This is a genomic window from Mucilaginibacter sp. A5337 (assembly GCF_059690695.1).
Genome location: NZ_JCAWEC010000002.1, coordinates 454,882 through 471,304, shown reverse-complemented (window position 1 = coordinate 471,304; position 16,423 = coordinate 454,882). Strand labels below are relative to the sequence as shown.

The 16,423-nt window shown below is 35.6% G+C and carries 12 protein-coding genes; all 12 read left to right on the top strand.

The window, feature by feature from the left end; all coding sequences use genetic code 11:
- The first annotated feature begins 427 nt into the window (after positions 1–427).
- The 12 genes from AC59JO_RS06860 to AC59JO_RS06805 all read left to right on the top strand — a co-directional run bounded on the left by AC59JO_RS06860 (position 428) and on the right by AC59JO_RS06805 (position 16,223).
- Complete coding sequence (locus AC59JO_RS06860; RefSeq protein ID WP_497304317.1) at positions 428–2,101, top strand: capsule assembly Wzi family protein; 1,674 nt, start codon at positions 428–430, stop codon at positions 2,099–2,101.
- Positions 2,102–2,265: 164 nt separating this feature from the next.
- The gene (locus AC59JO_RS06855; protein ID WP_497304315.1) at positions 2,266–4,749 is read left to right on the top strand and encodes an SLBB domain-containing protein; all 2,484 of its coding nucleotides are present in this window, start codon (positions 2,266–2,268) and stop codon (positions 4,747–4,749) included.
- Positions 4,750–4,780: 31 nt separating this feature from the next.
- A complete protein-coding gene (locus tag AC59JO_RS06850; RefSeq protein ID WP_497304313.1) occupies positions 4,781–5,851 on the top strand; it encodes a lipopolysaccharide biosynthesis protein in 1,071 nt (356 codons plus the stop codon).
- 91 nt (positions 5,852–5,942) lie between these two features.
- Positions 5,943–7,334, top strand: a complete 1,392-nt coding sequence (gene wzx, locus AC59JO_RS06845; protein ID WP_497304311.1) for an O-unit flippase-like protein — start codon at positions 5,943–5,945, stop codon at positions 7,332–7,334.
- Positions 7,331–8,191 carry a glycosyltransferase family 2 protein gene (locus AC59JO_RS06840; RefSeq protein ID WP_497304309.1) on the top strand — a complete coding sequence of 287 codons (861 nt, stop codon included), beginning with the start codon at positions 7,331–7,333 and terminating at the stop codon, positions 8,189–8,191. The genes wzx and AC59JO_RS06840 overlap by 4 nt, the downstream gene beginning before the upstream one ends.
- A 17-nt stretch (positions 8,192–8,208) precedes the next feature.
- Complete coding sequence (locus AC59JO_RS06835) at positions 8,209–9,447, top strand: glycosyltransferase (RefSeq protein WP_497304307.1); 1,239 nt, start codon at positions 8,209–8,211, stop codon at positions 9,445–9,447.
- 31 nt (positions 9,448–9,478) lie between these two features.
- Positions 9,479–10,621 carry a glycosyltransferase family 4 protein gene (locus tag AC59JO_RS06830; RefSeq protein WP_497304305.1) on the top strand — a complete coding sequence of 381 codons (1,143 nt, stop codon included), beginning with the start codon at positions 9,479–9,481 and terminating at the stop codon, positions 10,619–10,621.
- A gap of 10 nt (positions 10,622–10,631) precedes the next feature.
- The gene (locus AC59JO_RS06825; protein WP_497304303.1) at positions 10,632–11,174 is read left to right on the top strand and encodes an acyltransferase; all 543 of its coding nucleotides are present in this window, start codon (positions 10,632–10,634) and stop codon (positions 11,172–11,174) included.
- Positions 11,175–11,201: 27 nt separating this feature from the next.
- Positions 11,202–12,563 (top strand): O-antigen ligase family protein, encoded by a 1,362-nt coding sequence (locus AC59JO_RS06820; RefSeq protein ID WP_497304301.1) that lies wholly within the window; start codon positions 11,202–11,204, stop codon positions 12,561–12,563.
- Complete coding sequence (locus tag AC59JO_RS06815; RefSeq protein ID WP_497304299.1) at positions 12,560–13,582, top strand: glycosyltransferase; 1,023 nt, start codon at positions 12,560–12,562, stop codon at positions 13,580–13,582. Before AC59JO_RS06820 ends, AC59JO_RS06815 begins: the two co-directional genes overlap by 4 nt.
- A gap of 55 nt (positions 13,583–13,637) precedes the next feature.
- Complete coding sequence (locus AC59JO_RS06810; RefSeq protein WP_497304297.1) at positions 13,638–14,747, top strand: glycosyltransferase family 4 protein; 1,110 nt, start codon at positions 13,638–13,640, stop codon at positions 14,745–14,747.
- A 132-nt stretch (positions 14,748–14,879) separates the two neighbouring features.
- Positions 14,880–16,223: a sugar transferase gene (locus AC59JO_RS06805; protein WP_497304295.1), complete on the top strand. Its 1,344-nt coding sequence runs from the start codon at positions 14,880–14,882 to the stop codon at positions 16,221–16,223.
- Positions 16,224–16,423: the final 200 nt, after the last annotated feature.

The window sequence follows — 16,423 nt, the reverse complement described above, 5'->3', positions numbered from 1 at the left end:
CATTTTCCTTTTTTAACGCCTACTCGATCTACTGCTAAAATGCCAAAGATGTTTTCGCATCCGTGAAATTTGCGGGCACCACGATTGTGAACTAACGGCCCACCAAACTTCAGGCATGGCATTACCGTTACATAGTCTTTGGCCAAACCGACTATCCCGCGCGCCAGGATACAAAAATTAAAATACCGTTGTAATGTTTTACTTCGTACTAACGTATGGTAATTAAATTGTAGTTTTTTTATTAAACTTTAAAAAACGTTTTGGAATTTTAAAAAAAACCCGATAATTGTTGTTATAAATATCAGTCAATTCAAAATATTGATCTAAGATTAGTACACAAGGACCTAAGCCTTTAATTAATATTAAAAAAATGATATTTTAATATTACCGTTGGGTTAATTATTAATTTCCTAAACCTTTCTTTTTGATGAGCATTAATATAACTATCCGATCCGTATATATCTTTGTTTTGCTAAGCCTAATTGCTTCGTTAAAAAGCTACAGTCAAACAGTGCCTGTTGGGAGTTATACTGAAGAATTATTGCGCCGCGAGCAGGTAGCAGGAAATAGCGATAATAAATCATCGTTTGTTATCCGGCCTTTAACTTCTGTTGTGGCTGATTCTGCCCTTGAACCGCTAATTGCAAGCCGCGAATACGTTAAATTTAATTTCATGGGGATGCCTTCGGGCTTGCGTGTTCTTCCGGTTAACTGGTTAAACGAGTACAATGTAAAGCGCCCTTATGGTTACAATAATTCTTCATTATACCCTAACGCCGGTTATCAAAGTATGCTTAGCGGTGGTTTTTTATTAAAAACCGGAATCCTTAACATACAAATAAAACCAGAGTTGGTTTATGCGCAAAACAAAAGCTTTTCGACTTTTGCCGATGTTCAGGCCCAAAATAACTCGCAGGCTTTAATGAGTGCCTACTTTACCCAAATCAACGGAATAGACGCACCCGAACGATTTGGCACATCATCATTGAAACATGTTTATCCGGGGCAATCAAAAATCACTTTGGCATATAAAAGCATAGAAGCAGGTGTATCTACCGAAAACCTATGGTGGGGGCCCGGAATAAGAAATTCTATCATGATGAGCAATTCGGCGCCGGGCTTCTTTCACTGGACATTCAATTCAACCAAGCCTGTTAATACAATAATTGGTTCGTTTGAATGGCAAATTATAGGCGGTAACCTGAAACAATCTGGTTTTGCTCCAGACGATGTAAGCAAACTTATATACGGAAGTAATCTATATATCCCGAAACCTAAAGTTTCGAGATATATTTCGGCTTATAGCATTAATTGGCAACCCAAATGGTTAAAAGGGTTATATCTTGGCCTTTCTGCTTATGATTATCTTGACAAAGACTCAATTTATCATAACAAAAATATCATCCGCAAAATAATCCCGGTTATTACCGGATCTTCAAATAAGGCCAATAATATTAATAACGGGCAAAATGGAGATCAACAAGACTTTGCGTACTCACTTAATATCCGGCAGCTTTTGCCCTTATATAAAGCCGAACTTTACTTTGAATGGGCGCGTAACGACCGCACAGGAAGCCTTTCTGATCTGTTAGAAGAACCTGAGCATTCAGCGGCATATACTCTTGGCGGGCGCAAATTATTTGAACTTAGCCGGGGAGGGTTTATACAGATCAAATCCGAAATAACGCAGTTACAACGATCGCCAACTTATTTACTTCGTGATGAACCTATATGGTATGTCCATTCGGAAAGCCCGAGAGACGGATATACTAATGATGGCAGGTACGTGGGTGCAGGTATTGGCCCCGGAAGCAATAGCTTTATCTTTGACATTAGCTACCTTAAAAACTACAATTCATACGGCCTTACATTGGAAAGGCTATTGCATAACAATGATTTGTATTACCAGGCTTTTACTGAAGCCCGGATAGGTAATTTACATTGGGTGGATATTGCAGGTACATTTTATGCTAATCATAAATTTGAAAACTATTTGATCTCGGCCGAGGTTACACCTGTTTACACACTGAATTATGAATACAGAAATGGCTCGAGTTTTAATTTGCATGCCAGGGTTAACTTTACTTATTTTTTTAATTAACGAACAATTTCAGACAGCTTTTTTCAGTTTATCGGTCATTACAACAGTTATACTACAAATTAAAAAAAAATACTTTATCCCCGGCAACGGGAAATTGGTTTACTTTTGCAGAAAATAATATCATTTATTAGAGTGTTATTTTTATGCTCTGATAACTTTTACATATGAACAGACTTCGCTTTTTTATATTTTTAATTGCCGTGCTAAGCTTTGGAGCAGTTACTAATATCACCGCCCAAACCAACTTACAAAACATTTCTTCAATTAATGTTGACGATCTTTCGGATCAGCAGGTGATACAACTGCTGCAACAAGCTGAAAAGGCAAACTTAACCGATACGGATGTACTGCAACAGGCTCAAAGCCGCGGCATGTCGGCTGCACAAGTTCAAAAATTAGAGCTTCGCATAAAAAAGCTAAGGACCAAAAACAACGGATCATCCAATACTCAACCTGATTCAACACAAACACAACAGGGAAGGCAGTTAAACTATAAACGAGATACAACGGACACCGTTTACACCAACAAAGACCTTTTTGAAAGCCTAAAACCTAAAATTTTTGGTGCAGACATTTTTAAAAACAAAAACAGCTCATTTGAACCCAACCTTAAACTTGCAACCCCGCTGAATTATATTGTTGGTCCTAATGACCAGCTGAATATTAGTGTATATGGCAGCTCGTTAGTAAACTGGAAACTGGATGTATCACCCGAAGGAAATATAAACATTCCGGGCGTTGGTATTTTAAACGTAGGCAGTAAAACTATTGAACAAGCTACAGTATTAATAAAAAGCAAGCTTGCCGCAAACAATTACGCTATTGGCCGTGGCACAAGCGTGCAGGTTACGCTCGGCAACATCCGCAGTATCCAGGTAATTATTATAGGCCAGGTGGCTAAACCGGGCACCTATACCCTACCATCGCTTGCTACTGTATTTAACGCGTTATATACTGCGGGTGGCCCTAACGATAACGGAAGTTTAAGGCAGATTGAGATTATCAGAAACAATCGCATTATCAGGCACCTGGATGTTTATGACTTCTTACTAAAAGGCGATCAAAAAAATAACATCACCCTTCAGGATCAGGACATTGTGCGCGTACCAACGTACCGCACCAGGGTACAACTTGTTGGCGAGATTAAAATACCGGCACTATTTGAAGTTTTACCAGGGGAAAGCCTGGATAATATTATAACCTATGCCGGCGGCTTTACCGACAGCGCATATACCGCAAGGATCAAAGTATCGCAGGTAAGTGATCAACAGCGCAAAATAACCGATGTGCTGGAAGCCGACTATAAAAACTACATTCCCTTAAGAGGGGATAAATATACCATTGAACCTATCATTTATAGGTTTGAAAACCGGGTTGTAATAAAAGGAGCCGTTTTTAGACCTGGCGATTATGAACTTCAAAACGGGTTAACATTACTGCAATTAATTGACAAAGCAGCAGGACTAAAAGAAGATGCCTTTACGGAGCGCGGTACCATTACCCGCTTAAAACCTGACAACAGCACCGAAATAATAGGATTTAACGTTAAAGATGTTATTAATAAGACCCAGAACATACCGTTGCAGCGTGAAGATATCGTTAACATCTCATCTATATTTGATTTAAGGGATAAGTATACTGTTACCATTAACGGTAATGTCAGAAAACCGGGAAAGTTTGCATTTTCAGAAAACATGAAGGTAGAAGACCTGATTTTAAAAGCGGGTGGCTTTGCTGAAGGTGCCAGTACAAACCGCATTGAAGTAGCAAGAAGGGTGACAGATGCAGACCCATCATCTAAAAACAGTTCGGTATCGCAAGTTTTTAGTGTTAACATTGATGGCAACCTGAAGCCTGCCGATGCTAACTTTGTGCTCACGCCTTTTGACATTGTTTCTGTTTATAGCCTCCCCGGATATGAAAAACAAAAAACTGTAAAAGTGGAGGGTGAAGTGTTGTATCCCGGATCCTATACAATTAAAAATAAGAACGAAAAAATATCGGACCTGATTACAAGAGCGGGTGGACTTACCGCTTCAGCCGATGCGGCAGGTGGTTCGTTAAAACGTGATAATTTTGCGATACTTGGTATTGATAAAAATAAAACTGATACCGCCTCAGTCAACGCTGAACGCTATGGCCGGATCAACAGGCTAAAAAAATCATATAAGGACTCAACAAATACAACAACAGATACCACCCAGCTAAGAAACAATTATGTGGGTATTGAACTGGATAAGATCCTAAAGTCACCAGGCTCGAAGACAGATCTGCTATTAGAAAACGGGGACGTTATCAGGGTGCCTAAGCAACAACAAGTTGTACGTGTTAACGGACAGGTACTTTACCCTAGTGCAGTTGTATTTGACAAGTCAAAATCATTTAATGATTTTGTTTCAAATGCCGGTGGTTACGGGCCGGATGCTCTGAGACGCGGTGCATATGTGGTTTATCCAAACGGAACTGTTAAAGGCACACGCAAGTTCCTGTTCTTTAATAACCATCCTTCAGTAAAACCAGGCAGTGAGATATATGTTCCTAAAAAATCGGAAAGCAAGGGTAATACCGCGCAAACTATCTTAGGATTTACTACAGGGCTGGCTTCATTGGGGGCAATTATTTTAGGGATTTTAAGTTTGAATAAATAAGATAAAAACCAGTAATTATCAGGCCTAACCCATGAGCACAACAAATCAGGAGCAATCAACCTATAATTCGGCCAACGAAATATCTGTCAATGAACTATTAACTAAAATAAAGTCATCAATTGCTTACATTAAAAGTAAATGGCTTACCATTTTTATTTGTTCGTTAACAGGGGCTATTTTAGGATTCGGATACTCATTCTACAAGAAGATTAATTATACAGCTGAGTGTACTTTTGTACTGCAGGAATCAGGCAGCGGTTCCGCACTTAGTCAATACGCCGGCCTTGCAAGTCTGGCTGGCATAAATCTTGGTGGGGGAAGTAATGGGATCTTTGAAGGAGATAACATTATTGAATTGTATAGATCAAGAAACATGTTAGCTAAAACCTTGTTAACCGAGGTCAATTTTGGCGCTCAAAAGCAATCATTGCTTGAACGATACATAGAGCATAATGATTTAAGAACGAAGTGGAAAGAAAAAGATCACATAACAAATATAAAATTCACCGGCGATCCCGAGAAGTTTAACAGAAAGCAGGATAGCTTAATTACAAATATTGTTGCGCTCTTAAATAAAAAGGCATTAAAAGTAGGAAAACCAGATAAAAAGTTAAATATAATAAGTGTTCAATGCAAATCTGACGATGAATTATTTGCGAAACTGTTCACAAACGAACTGGTTGAAATGGTAAACAGTTTTTATATTCAAACAAAAACAAAAATATCATATCAAAATATAAATATCCTGCAAAAACAGGCCGATAGTATAAAGACTATTTTAAACTATGCACTATCAGGCGTGGCATCGTCAATTGATGCAGCTCCGAACGCTAATCCTTTTTTATCAACACTTAAAGTATCGTCACAAAGGAAACAAATTGATGTAGAAGCGAGTAGAGCTATGTATGGCGAGATTGTAAAAAACTTGGAAATTGCCAAAATAGGATTAAGGCAGGAAATGCCTTTAATACAAATAATTGACAAACCAATTCTCCCACTATCAGATGATAGAGTAAGCAAAAAAGTAGCCGTAGTTGTCGGTTTTTTTACCTTTGGATTTTGTACATTAATTATATTAATATTAAAGAGGTTAATCGCTTAACGGGATACATAAAATCTATTCTTAAAAGCCTTTGTTATTTTAAAACCGCCTATTACCCCTTAATGCTGAAAAAGCAATAAACGAACTATTAATGAATATTACCAAAACGGATGTTTTATGGAATTATGCAGCTACATTTTTCAAAATATCATCCTCAGTATTGTTATTACCAATAATTTTACACAAGTTACCAAGTGAAGATGTTGGTATATGGTCTGTGTTTTCATCAATAGCTGCATTAGTTTTTTTAATTGATTTTGGATTCAACTCATCATTTAGCCGAAATGTAACTTATGTATTTAGCGGCGTAAATACTTTATTAACTTATGGCCATGATATATCGCCAGCCGAAACCAATGGCGTCAATTATAGCTTATTTAAAGGTTTATTAAATGCTATGCGCTGGTTCTATTCACGCGTATCATTAACCCTTTTTGTGTTGCTTGCTACTGTTGGCTCAATATATATATACTCTCTTTTGCAAAACTATCATGGTAATAAACCCAATGTGTTCATCGCATGGGGGCTTTTTATAGCGATAAATACTTATAATTTATATACGTTATATTATGACGCTTTGTTAGAGGGCAAAGGTTTAATCAAAATCTCAAAGCAAATTACCATACTTGGCCACATCGTTTATTTAGTGGTTTCAACTATTGCTATCTATTTAGGCTTTGGGTTGATAGCGTTAGTATTAGCTCAGCTTTTATCAATAATAATAATAAGATCAATTTCTCAGCGAACATTTTTCAATGCCGACATGGTTTTGAAACTAAAAAATTGTGAAGCACAAGATAAAAAAGAAGTGATTAAGGCAATTTACCCTAATGCCATGAAATATGGAATTACATCGCTGGGGGGATTTATGATCCAAAAATCATCTATTTTCATCGGTTCATTATTCTTATCGTTAACAGCAATAGCTTCTTTTGGCATAACAAAACAGATGATGGATATTACGGTTGCTTTAGCAAATATTTCATTATCTACCTTTTTACCACAAATTGCCAATTTGAGAATAGAAGGTAACAAAGAGCGTATCAAAGCCATATGTGTCAAAGGCTTTATTGTTGCCAACGCTATTTTTATAACCGGTTCAGTATCTATTGTTTTGTTGAGCGAACCATTATTGCATCTTATAAAAAGTAACACTAATTTAAATCAGCAAATTATCATATTTGTAGCTATATCATCTTTCATCGGATTAAATTCTGGCATTTCAGGAGCAATTATTTCGACCAGAAATCATATCCCATTTGTTAAGCCCTCTATAATATCAGGAGTTGCGACTGTTGCACTTTTATATATCGTTTTAAGATTTACCAATCTCGGACTCATTGGCCTGGCACTTGCCCCCGGAATTATTGACCTATGTTACCAGGGCTGGAAATGGCCGTTGGTTGTTATTAAAGAATTGGATATTAAGTTCTTAGACCTGTATAAGGTATTACGATTGGAAACGCATAAAAACACAAAATGAAATTATCAGCAATTATAGTCACTTATCATCCCGAGATACAAGAACTGGTTAAAGATATTCAATCGTGTATCAATGATGTTGAAAAATTAATTATATGGGAAAATACTCCCAATAGTTCATTAAAAGATTTAAGTGAACTTCAATTGTACAAAGAACAATTGGTTTTTTTAGGTACAGGTAAAAATGTGGGTATAGCAACAGCACTGAACATGGGAGTAAAATGGTCAGTAAAAAATGGATATACACACATACTAACATTAGATCAAGATAGTTATTTTGAACCAGGTGTTCTGGCCAGGTATAAATCTTTGGTTGAGGGCCAATCTGATAAAAAGATTGGGATTTTCGGTATAAACCCTGTATGTAATCAGTCTTATCTATTTGAACCAAATAATGAGATGATACAAGTCGCAGATACTATTACCTCTGGTTCTATCTTTCCCTTGCACATATTTGAAGAATGTGGACTATTTATGGATGAGCTTTTTATAGATGCAGTTGATTATGAATTTTGTTATCGCGTAAAAAAAAATAATAACTACCAAACTGTGGTATTTACCAATATAATTTTACAACATAAAGTTGGGTATGTTACAAAAAGCAAATGGGGATTTAAAACGGACAATTACTCAGCTTTCAGGACTTATTTCATAGTTCGAAACCATATAACAATGTGGAAGCGATATCCTGACATTTTTCCAAAAACTTATAAAACCGTTCTGCTTAGAACCCACATTATAAGTAGAATAATAAAAGTTTTACTTGCAGAAAATAACAAGTTAAAAAAGGTAAAAGCGATATTTATTGGCTTAGTACACGGTCTACAAGGCAAGTTGGGATATTACAACGTTAGCTAAATGTATAAATGATAATGATGAAAAAGAAAGCGATTTTTACTATTTGCGCCAAAAATTATTTGGCACAGGCTAAAGTTTTGGGCTATTCGGTAAAAAAGTTTTGTCCTGATTGCAATTTTGATATTGTTTTATCGGATGAACTTGACGGACATGATTTAATGTGCGATGACTTTAATGTTATTGAGGCAAAAAATATTGGAATAGATAACTATTACGATATGGCGTTTAAATATGACGTAATAGAATTCAGTACTGCTGTAAAGCCATTTTATCTTGAAAAACTGTTAGACGAATACGACCAGGTATTATATCTCGATCCCGATATGGTTGTATATAACAGTCTTGAGTTTCTTTTTGAGTATTTGAATAATTACGATGCCCTACTTACGCCTCATATAGTAAAGCCCTATATTTCTTTTGAAGGTGCTACTGCTGAGGAATCTCTTTTATGGGTTGGTATTTACAATCTTGGGTTCTTCGGTATAAATAACTCTGAAATTGGTCGCCATATAACTAAATGGTGGAAAACAAAACTCACAAACCAATGCTTTGCCGATAAAGAAGACGCATTACATGTTGACCAAAAATGGATGGATTTTTTGCCCTCATTATACGGTGATCGGGTTTTAATTATTCATAATCCTGCCGTTAATATTGCTTTTTGGAATTACCATGAAAGAAAACTATTTAAAAAAGGCGATAGCTTTTTCATAGACGACGAAAAGTACCCATTAACAATTTTTCATTTTTCGAGTTTTGACCCCAACGATATAGAATGTGTAGCTAAGAGGCAGGATAAATTTACACTGTCAACTATACCAGAGTATAGAGAGATATTTGAAAACTATTTACAGAATTTAAAGACTCACGGTTTAGATAGCCTAAGCAAACTAAAATACCATTACAATCAGTTTGACAATGGTGTGTCTATTTTAAAACCGCACAGAAGGCTTTATCGCGGTCTTGTCAAAGAAGGATATGTATTTCATAATCATTTTTCGACAGCACCTGGCGGCTATTATGATTTACTCGAAAGAAACAATATCAAACTTAATGATAGGGAACAACAACTTAAATCGTTAAAAAAGACATATGGAGAGAATCCACCGATTTTAAACAAAATATTTAGCATGTTAAGCACTTTTAATCGGGTGTTTGGAACAAAGAAATACTACTTAATGATGCGCTTTTTTGAGATATACAACAGGTTTGAAAACCAAACTTTTTTAATAAAAAACAAAAGATCAATAAGATAAGAAACAGTATTATTTGACTCAACCCTATTTGATGAAAATATTTTTTGATTGTACCTATTTAAGGAATAAACATACAGGAGTAGATGTTTATTTTTTTAACTTGATACACCACCTGCTTTTGACCGATCAGGAAAACGACTATACTATACTGATAGATACTCGGTATAATAGCAGTTTTTTGCTTAGGGAGCTGGACAGCTTTAACAACTATAAGATATTAAGAGTATTTAGCCCGTTGCCTTTACAGGTGTTTTATTCCAGTTTTTTAATTCCCTTTTATTTAAGGTTTAAAAAATTTGATATCTACCATAATCCCTATTTTTTTGGCCCGTTAGTGAAATTCATCTGCAACAAAACAAAAATTGTCATAACGGTGCATGATTTGTATCACAGAACGGTACCTCAAATGATGAATAAGTATCTAAACTTGGTATTCAAAGTATTCGGCGATAACGCGATCAAAAATGCAGATGAAGTGATCGTTATATCACATCAAACACAATCAGATGTTTTAAGCTACCTTGAAATCCCTAAAAATAAGCTGAACCTTATTCACCAGGCGTTGGATCACAGGTTTGACATTAACAACAGTTTTAAAAATGATGGAGTTGATAAATTTAAGCTTAAAAAAAATGGCTATATACTTTCAGTTGGTAAGCTTTTACCAAGTAAAGGATTTGACGATTTAATTAGGGCATTTAAAATTTTTACTGAACAGTGTTTTGAAGCGGATATAACGCTCGTGATAGCTGGTATGCATATCGGTCAATATATTTTTGAAATAGAAGCGCTAATTGAAACACTTTGTTTAAAGCCCGGTTCAGTTAGGCTTCTTGGATATGTAGATAATGATGATCTTGTTTCTTTATACACCAATTGCAATATAGTTGTATCCCCCAGTCACTACGAAGGTTTTGGATTTACTGTACTTGAAGGAATGAAATTTAAAAAGCCTGTTATTGCACGTAACGCATCCAGTTTAATCGAAGTTGTCGGTGATGCGGGTTTACTTTTTAACTCGGAACAGCAACTGGCACATCAAATGGATAGCTTGCTAACTGACGATAATCTGCGTAATAATTTAATTGAAAAGGGAACTGAAAGGCTAAAGGCTTTTTCTTGGATGGAATCATCGAAAAAAACCTTGAGGGTTTATCATAAAAAGTCATCTTAAAATAATGGTTATGAAACTTAAAGAATGGTTATCAGGATTGTTTAAGTATATTTTTAAAAGTTGGCTAATGAATTGCCCGTCATTTAAGTTTCGGCGTTTTTTTTTAAAACGGGTTTTGAATACCCTGGGGGATCATACTTTTATTGCCATGGGAATAGATATAATGGGAAAAGATGGCAGAATTAGCATCGGACGCAATTGCGTTATCAATAAAAATGTAATATTAGATGCCCGGGGCGGTGATTTAATAATTGGTGATAATGTAGACATAGGCCAGGAAACAAATATCTGGACAACAGAACATGACCCTAACGATGCCAATCATGGCACGAGAGGCGCAGCTGTAATCATCGAAGATCATGTATGGATAGCCACCAGGGTTACTATATTGCCCGGCGTTAAAATTGGTCGGGGCGCTGTTGTTGCTTGTAACAGCGTAGTTACAAGAAATGTAAATGAAAAAGAAATAGTGGGTGGCGTACCTGCTAAGGTAATTGGTTTAAGGAGTAATGAATTAACGTATAATATCAATTACAGGCCTTGGTTTTTATAAAAATATGTATATGAAGTTTATATTGTTATGAGTGTTACGGGAACCGGTATTGTTATAATTCTCCTTGCGTGTTACGCACTGGTATTTCGCAAGGAACTACTTTATGAATTGACAATCTTTTTTGTTCCTTTTTCTGCAACTGCTGTTTTAAATTTTGGAGAAGAAGGTACAGGAAGTGCTGTTCAACCATTTATGTTTTTAGGAGCATTATGGTTAGCAACTTTGTTTTTTTCCAAAGTAAGGGGTATTAAAAATAGTAGTTCCATTAATAAAATTGAATTAAGGTCAATAATGATGCTTATAGGCTTTATTTTAGTTGCTTTTGTATCATTAGCAATACCAATAATTATCGACGGAGATGAAAAAGGTAATGTTACCGGTGGCTTAGGACTAAATGAAGCAATTTCATTTTCACCCAGAAATATTTCACAGTACGTTTATTTATTATTTGGTGCGATTTTTACGATCGGTATATATACCCATAACAGATTAAAAATCAATTATTTACGCACTTTAAAAATATATTCAATTTCTATATTTTTTGTCGTTATTTGGGGATTTTTAGAGTTATACTGTAATGCGGCTAACATTGATTACCCCGCTTTTTTATTTAATAATAGTTATAACGGCAACGCTGCAGGCTATAAATTTTTTGCCGACTCAACAGCAGAGTTAAAAAGAATTTCTTCTGTTGGTATTGAGCCATCGGTTATGGTACAAAGTGTAGTTGTTATTATCCCTATTTATTTGTTCTCGATCATAAAAAGAGCTTACATTTTCAATAAATGGATAGACTTAAGCTTTGTAGTTCTGCTTTATATTTTTACTATAAGAACTACATCTTCCAGTGGCATCTTATGTCTCGCCTTTTTAAGCTTTTTATCGTTATATTTCTATTTTAAAGATTTAAGTATTAAAAGAAAAGCCTTGTTATTTATTTCATCAATTGTCTTGGCGCCTGTTGCTATATTTGGTGTATACAGCTTATTTAAGGACATTATTGATAAAATGCTCTTTGAAAAAGGTGATTCTTATTCCGGGCTCGAAAGACTAAATTCTATATTAGACGCCTGGAATACATTTTTAAATCACCCCATTTTAGGTGCTGGCTGGGCGTCGGTAACATCTTTTGATTTATTTGTTAAAATTTTGTCGAATACCGGCATTGTCGGCTTCTTCTTTTTTACAGGGTTTCTAATAACGATACTTGTAAACAAATCCCGTATAAAGGCTTCAGATAACCAAACTGCGGCAATTAACACAGCTATAACCATTTCTTTTTGCACGATAGTTTTTGGCAATATGATTAACACATTTACTTTCATTTTTGGTACATTTTGGCTTATAAGCGGCCTGGCAATCATAACCACTTACAACGTAAAATCATGAAAGTATTATTAATTAGCGGTACTTTCCCTCCTGAATCCTGTGGTATTGGTGACTATACGGAAAAACTGGCTTTCGCCCTTAAAAAACTATCCGTTGAGGTTGAGGTGCTTGCTAATTTAGACTGGTCAGTCACTCAATATTTTAAAATTGTTCACCGGATTATTAATATCAATCCTGATTTTATACATATTCAATATCCTTCTGTTGGCTATGGAGCAAGCCTTGTTCCTCAATTACTAAGTTTGCGGTTTAAAACTATTGTAACAATTCATGAAGTAATACAGGCGCATATCTTAAGAAAACTTTCGTTGTTCCCTTTTTCAATAAGATCGAGTGTGATTTTTACTAACCAATTTGAAAAGCTTAAGTTCAAGAAACTTTTTCCGTGGAGTAAGTTCGAAAGAGACAATGTCATTCCTATTGGCTCTAACATTGTAAATTCAAACAAAGATTATTTGCAACCCAAAGACATAACGACCATAGTTTCATTTGGTCAAATTAGGCCAAACAAAGGGCTCGAAGATGTTTTAAAGTTGGCTGAACTTATTAAAAAAAACAGGTTGCAATACAAAGTTTTGATTGTTGGCCAGGTTCTTCCAAAGTTTGAATCATATTTTCATTCTTTATCGACCGTTTCAGCAGATTCTTTGGAGTGGCAAATCAATCTACCGGAACATGACATTAGCAATATATTATCGAGTCATTTAATTTCATACATGCCTTTCCCGGATGGTGTATCTGAGCGCAGGGGATCATTATTGGCAGCTCTGGCAAATGACATGTTAGTTTTCACAACAAAAGGGGCGCATACAACTGCCGAAATTTCGGATTTAGTTGTTTTCACGTCGTCACCTGATGAACTTATAAAGGTGCTGGATGAATCATCTAATAATGTTCTTTTACAAAAGTGGCAATCAAAAATCAGCTTATCGAAAAGCTATATAAAAAAATTAAGCTGGAGCAATATCGCAGAATTGCATAAGCACTTCTATTTAACCCACAGCAAAAGACATGATTAGTCTATAAATATATTTATTGTAATTCCCAGTTTTAAATTTACGTAACGACTAATTAATGAAAGTTGCATTAGTACACGAATGGCTTACCGTAATTGGTGGCTCTGAAAATGTTTTCAAAGAAATTGCTGCATTGTATCCCGATGCAGATATTTTCACATTGGTAGCCCGCGACGAAACTATCGCGAAGCTTGGCCTTTCCGGCCATAAAGTTACAACTTCCTTTATTCAGAAATTGCCATTCGCCAAAACCAAATACAGAGCATATTTACCTTTGTTTCCTTTGGCAATCGAACAATTTGATCTGTCGGACTATGATTTGATCATATCATCTTCGCACGCCGTTGTCAAAGGAGCTTTAACCAACTCCAACCAAATCCATGTTTGCTATTGCCATTCGCCGATACGTTATGCATGGGACTTACACCACCAGTATTTGAAAGAATCGGGGTTGGATAAAGGTTTGAAAGGATTCATAGCAAAATATCTACTGCACCGCATCAGGATATGGGATATCATAAGCACCAACCGCGTTGATCATTTCATTGCTAATTCAAATTATATAGCAAAGCGAATTAAAAAGGTTTACGGGCGGCAAAGCAGGGTTATATATCCAAATGTAGCTACTGAAGACTTTTTACCTGTTTATGAGAAAAAAGATTACTATGTTACCTGTTCGAGATTTGTTCCTTACAAAAAAATTGATCTGATTGTACAGGCATTTGCTCAAATGCCTGACAAAAAATTATATGTGATTGGTGAGGGGCCAGATTTCAAAAAGGTGAGCAAATTAGCAGCCCCAAATACAATATTACTTGGTTATCAATCCTTTGATGTGCTTAAAAAATATCTCGCCGAAGCTAAAGCCTTTGTATTTGCCGCCGAAGAAGATTTTGGTATTTTACCTGTTGAAGCCCAGGCTTGTGGCACCCCGGTGATTGCCTTTGGTAAAGGCGGCGCGTTGGAAAGCGTTGTCGAAAACAAAACAGGAATATTCTTTTATGAGCAGTCTGCAGAAGCTATTAAAGAAGCCGTCGAAACTTTCGAGGTTAACATATCATTATTTAATTATAAAGAAATCACCCGACACGCATCTTCTTTTTCAACAAATAGATTTAAAAATGAGCTAATTAGCTACATTAATCAAAAAATACAAAATAAAATATAAAATAATTAGTTTACAACTGTAGCGTTTCAGATGTAGTCCCCGTAATTAAGTTTAACAAACATTGATTTTATTTTAAAAAACAATTCGTTTTAGTAAAATTATTATATTTGCATAACTTAACCCTGATCGCAAATGCGCTACTCAAAATTACTTCAACCATTCACATTTTTATGTGACTTAATACTATTAAATATCGCACTTCAATGTGCTCATTTACTTATATTTACGTTTTATTCGTACGAAATACAGTCAACCGACTTTTTATTATTAGTTAATCTAACCTGGATCACTATTGCTTCGGTGACTAAAAACTACACTATAAAAAGGCCGCTCATATTAAGTGACAATTTAAGCAAATTCATGTCCTCTATAGTGTACCATCTTGTAATGGTTCTGGGCATAGTGTATTTCTTTAAACTTTATGAGGTAAGCAGGATGGTGATGTTTTGCACCTATCTTTTGTTTTTCATCTTCATAGTAGTACAACGATCTTTGATCTTTTTCACACTCGATTATATTCGAAAAAAAGGATATAACATTAAGCACGTTATAATTATTGGGAATGCAGACATCGTTAATAGGGTAAAAAAATCATTTTCACGGCATCCGGAATATGGATACAATTTCATCACCACTATACCTGAAGAAATGATTGAAAGCATGCCTCACGACGTATTATTCGATAAAATACTCGATGCCGGGCCTGATGAAGCATTTATATGCTACAAATTTATGGATCAGCTTTTATTGAATAAGCTGGTAAACCTGGGCGACCAGCATTCCATAAAAATCAAATTGGTATCGGATCTTGTGCTCGATAACAGCTATGCCAGCATTGTCAATTATGAAAACTTGCCGGTAATACAAATTTCTTCATCTATTGAAATCAGCCTTAAAATTATTTTATTTAAACGTTGCTTTGATATTTTGTTCTCGCTTCTTGTAATGATCCCGGGACTTCCCGTGTTCATTGTATTAGCCATAATAACCAAGCTAACTTCAAAAGGCCCGGTTTTTTATCGCCAGGAAAGAATTGGCAGGAATCACAAACCTTTCAGCATGTATAAGTTCAGAAGCATGTACGTGAACTCTGAACAGGCTGTTCCCTTACTATCAAAAGATAAAGACCCAAGGATTACTAAATGGGGCTTGTTTTTACGTAAATCCCGCTTAGATGAATTGCCACAGTTTTGGAATGTTTTAAAAGGAGACATGTCTATTGTTGGGCCAAGGCCGGAGCGGCAGTATTTTATCGAGCAGCTTATAGAAGAATCGCCTAATTATAAAAAGCTATTTAAGCTTAAGCCCGGTCTTACATCCATAGGTCAGGTAAACTACGGCTATGCAGAAAACGTTCAGGAGATGCGGGACAGAATTCGTTATGATCTTATTTATTTAAAGAACATTAACTTTAATAACGATTTAAGCATAATTTTCCAAACCATAAAGGTAATGGTGCAGCTTAAGGGCAAATAAAATACAATCTCAAACAGCTATTACGTAAATTCGGGAAAACGAATCCCGAAAACATACGAGGGTTAAAAATAAAGCAGGACGTTCCATGACATCCTGCTTTATTTTTTTAGATATGGATCAGACCTCACAAGATAAAAACCACATGTTCTATTAGGATTTATCGGAATAATGAAGTCTGCCTAAGCCATATCCCATATCGC

What these genes read in the sequence shown, in the direction of transcription:
- AC59JO_RS06820 (WP_497304301.1), top strand. Translation starts at nt 11,202, where the DNA reads ATGAGTGTTACGGGAACCGGTATTGTTATAATTCTCCTTGCGTGTTAC.
- AC59JO_RS06810 (WP_497304297.1), top strand. Translation starts at nt 13,638, where the DNA reads ATGAAAGTTGCATTAGTACACGAATGGCTTACCGTAATTGGTGGCTCT.
- AC59JO_RS06855 (WP_497304315.1), top strand. Translation starts at nt 2,266, where the DNA reads ATGAACAGACTTCGCTTTTTTATATTTTTAATTGCCGTGCTAAGCTTT.
- AC59JO_RS06805 (WP_497304295.1), top strand. Translation starts at nt 14,880, where the DNA reads ATGCGCTACTCAAAATTACTTCAACCATTCACATTTTTATGTGACTTA.
- AC59JO_RS06835 (WP_497304307.1), top strand. Translation starts at nt 8,209, where the DNA reads ATGAAAAAGAAAGCGATTTTTACTATTTGCGCCAAAAATTATTTGGCA.
- AC59JO_RS06860 (WP_497304317.1), top strand. Translation starts at nt 428, where the DNA reads ATGAGCATTAATATAACTATCCGATCCGTATATATCTTTGTTTTGCTA.
- AC59JO_RS06840 (WP_497304309.1), top strand. Translation starts at nt 7,331, where the DNA reads ATGAAATTATCAGCAATTATAGTCACTTATCATCCCGAGATACAAGAA.
- wzx (WP_497304311.1), top strand. Translation starts at nt 5,943, where the DNA reads ATGAATATTACCAAAACGGATGTTTTATGGAATTATGCAGCTACATTT.
- AC59JO_RS06815 (WP_497304299.1), top strand. Translation starts at nt 12,560, where the DNA reads ATGAAAGTATTATTAATTAGCGGTACTTTCCCTCCTGAATCCTGTGGT.
- AC59JO_RS06825 (WP_497304303.1), top strand. Translation starts at nt 10,632, where the DNA reads ATGAAACTTAAAGAATGGTTATCAGGATTGTTTAAGTATATTTTTAAA.
- AC59JO_RS06830 (WP_497304305.1), top strand. Translation starts at nt 9,479, where the DNA reads ATGAAAATATTTTTTGATTGTACCTATTTAAGGAATAAACATACAGGA.
- AC59JO_RS06850 (WP_497304313.1), top strand. Translation starts at nt 4,781, where the DNA reads ATGAGCACAACAAATCAGGAGCAATCAACCTATAATTCGGCCAACGAA.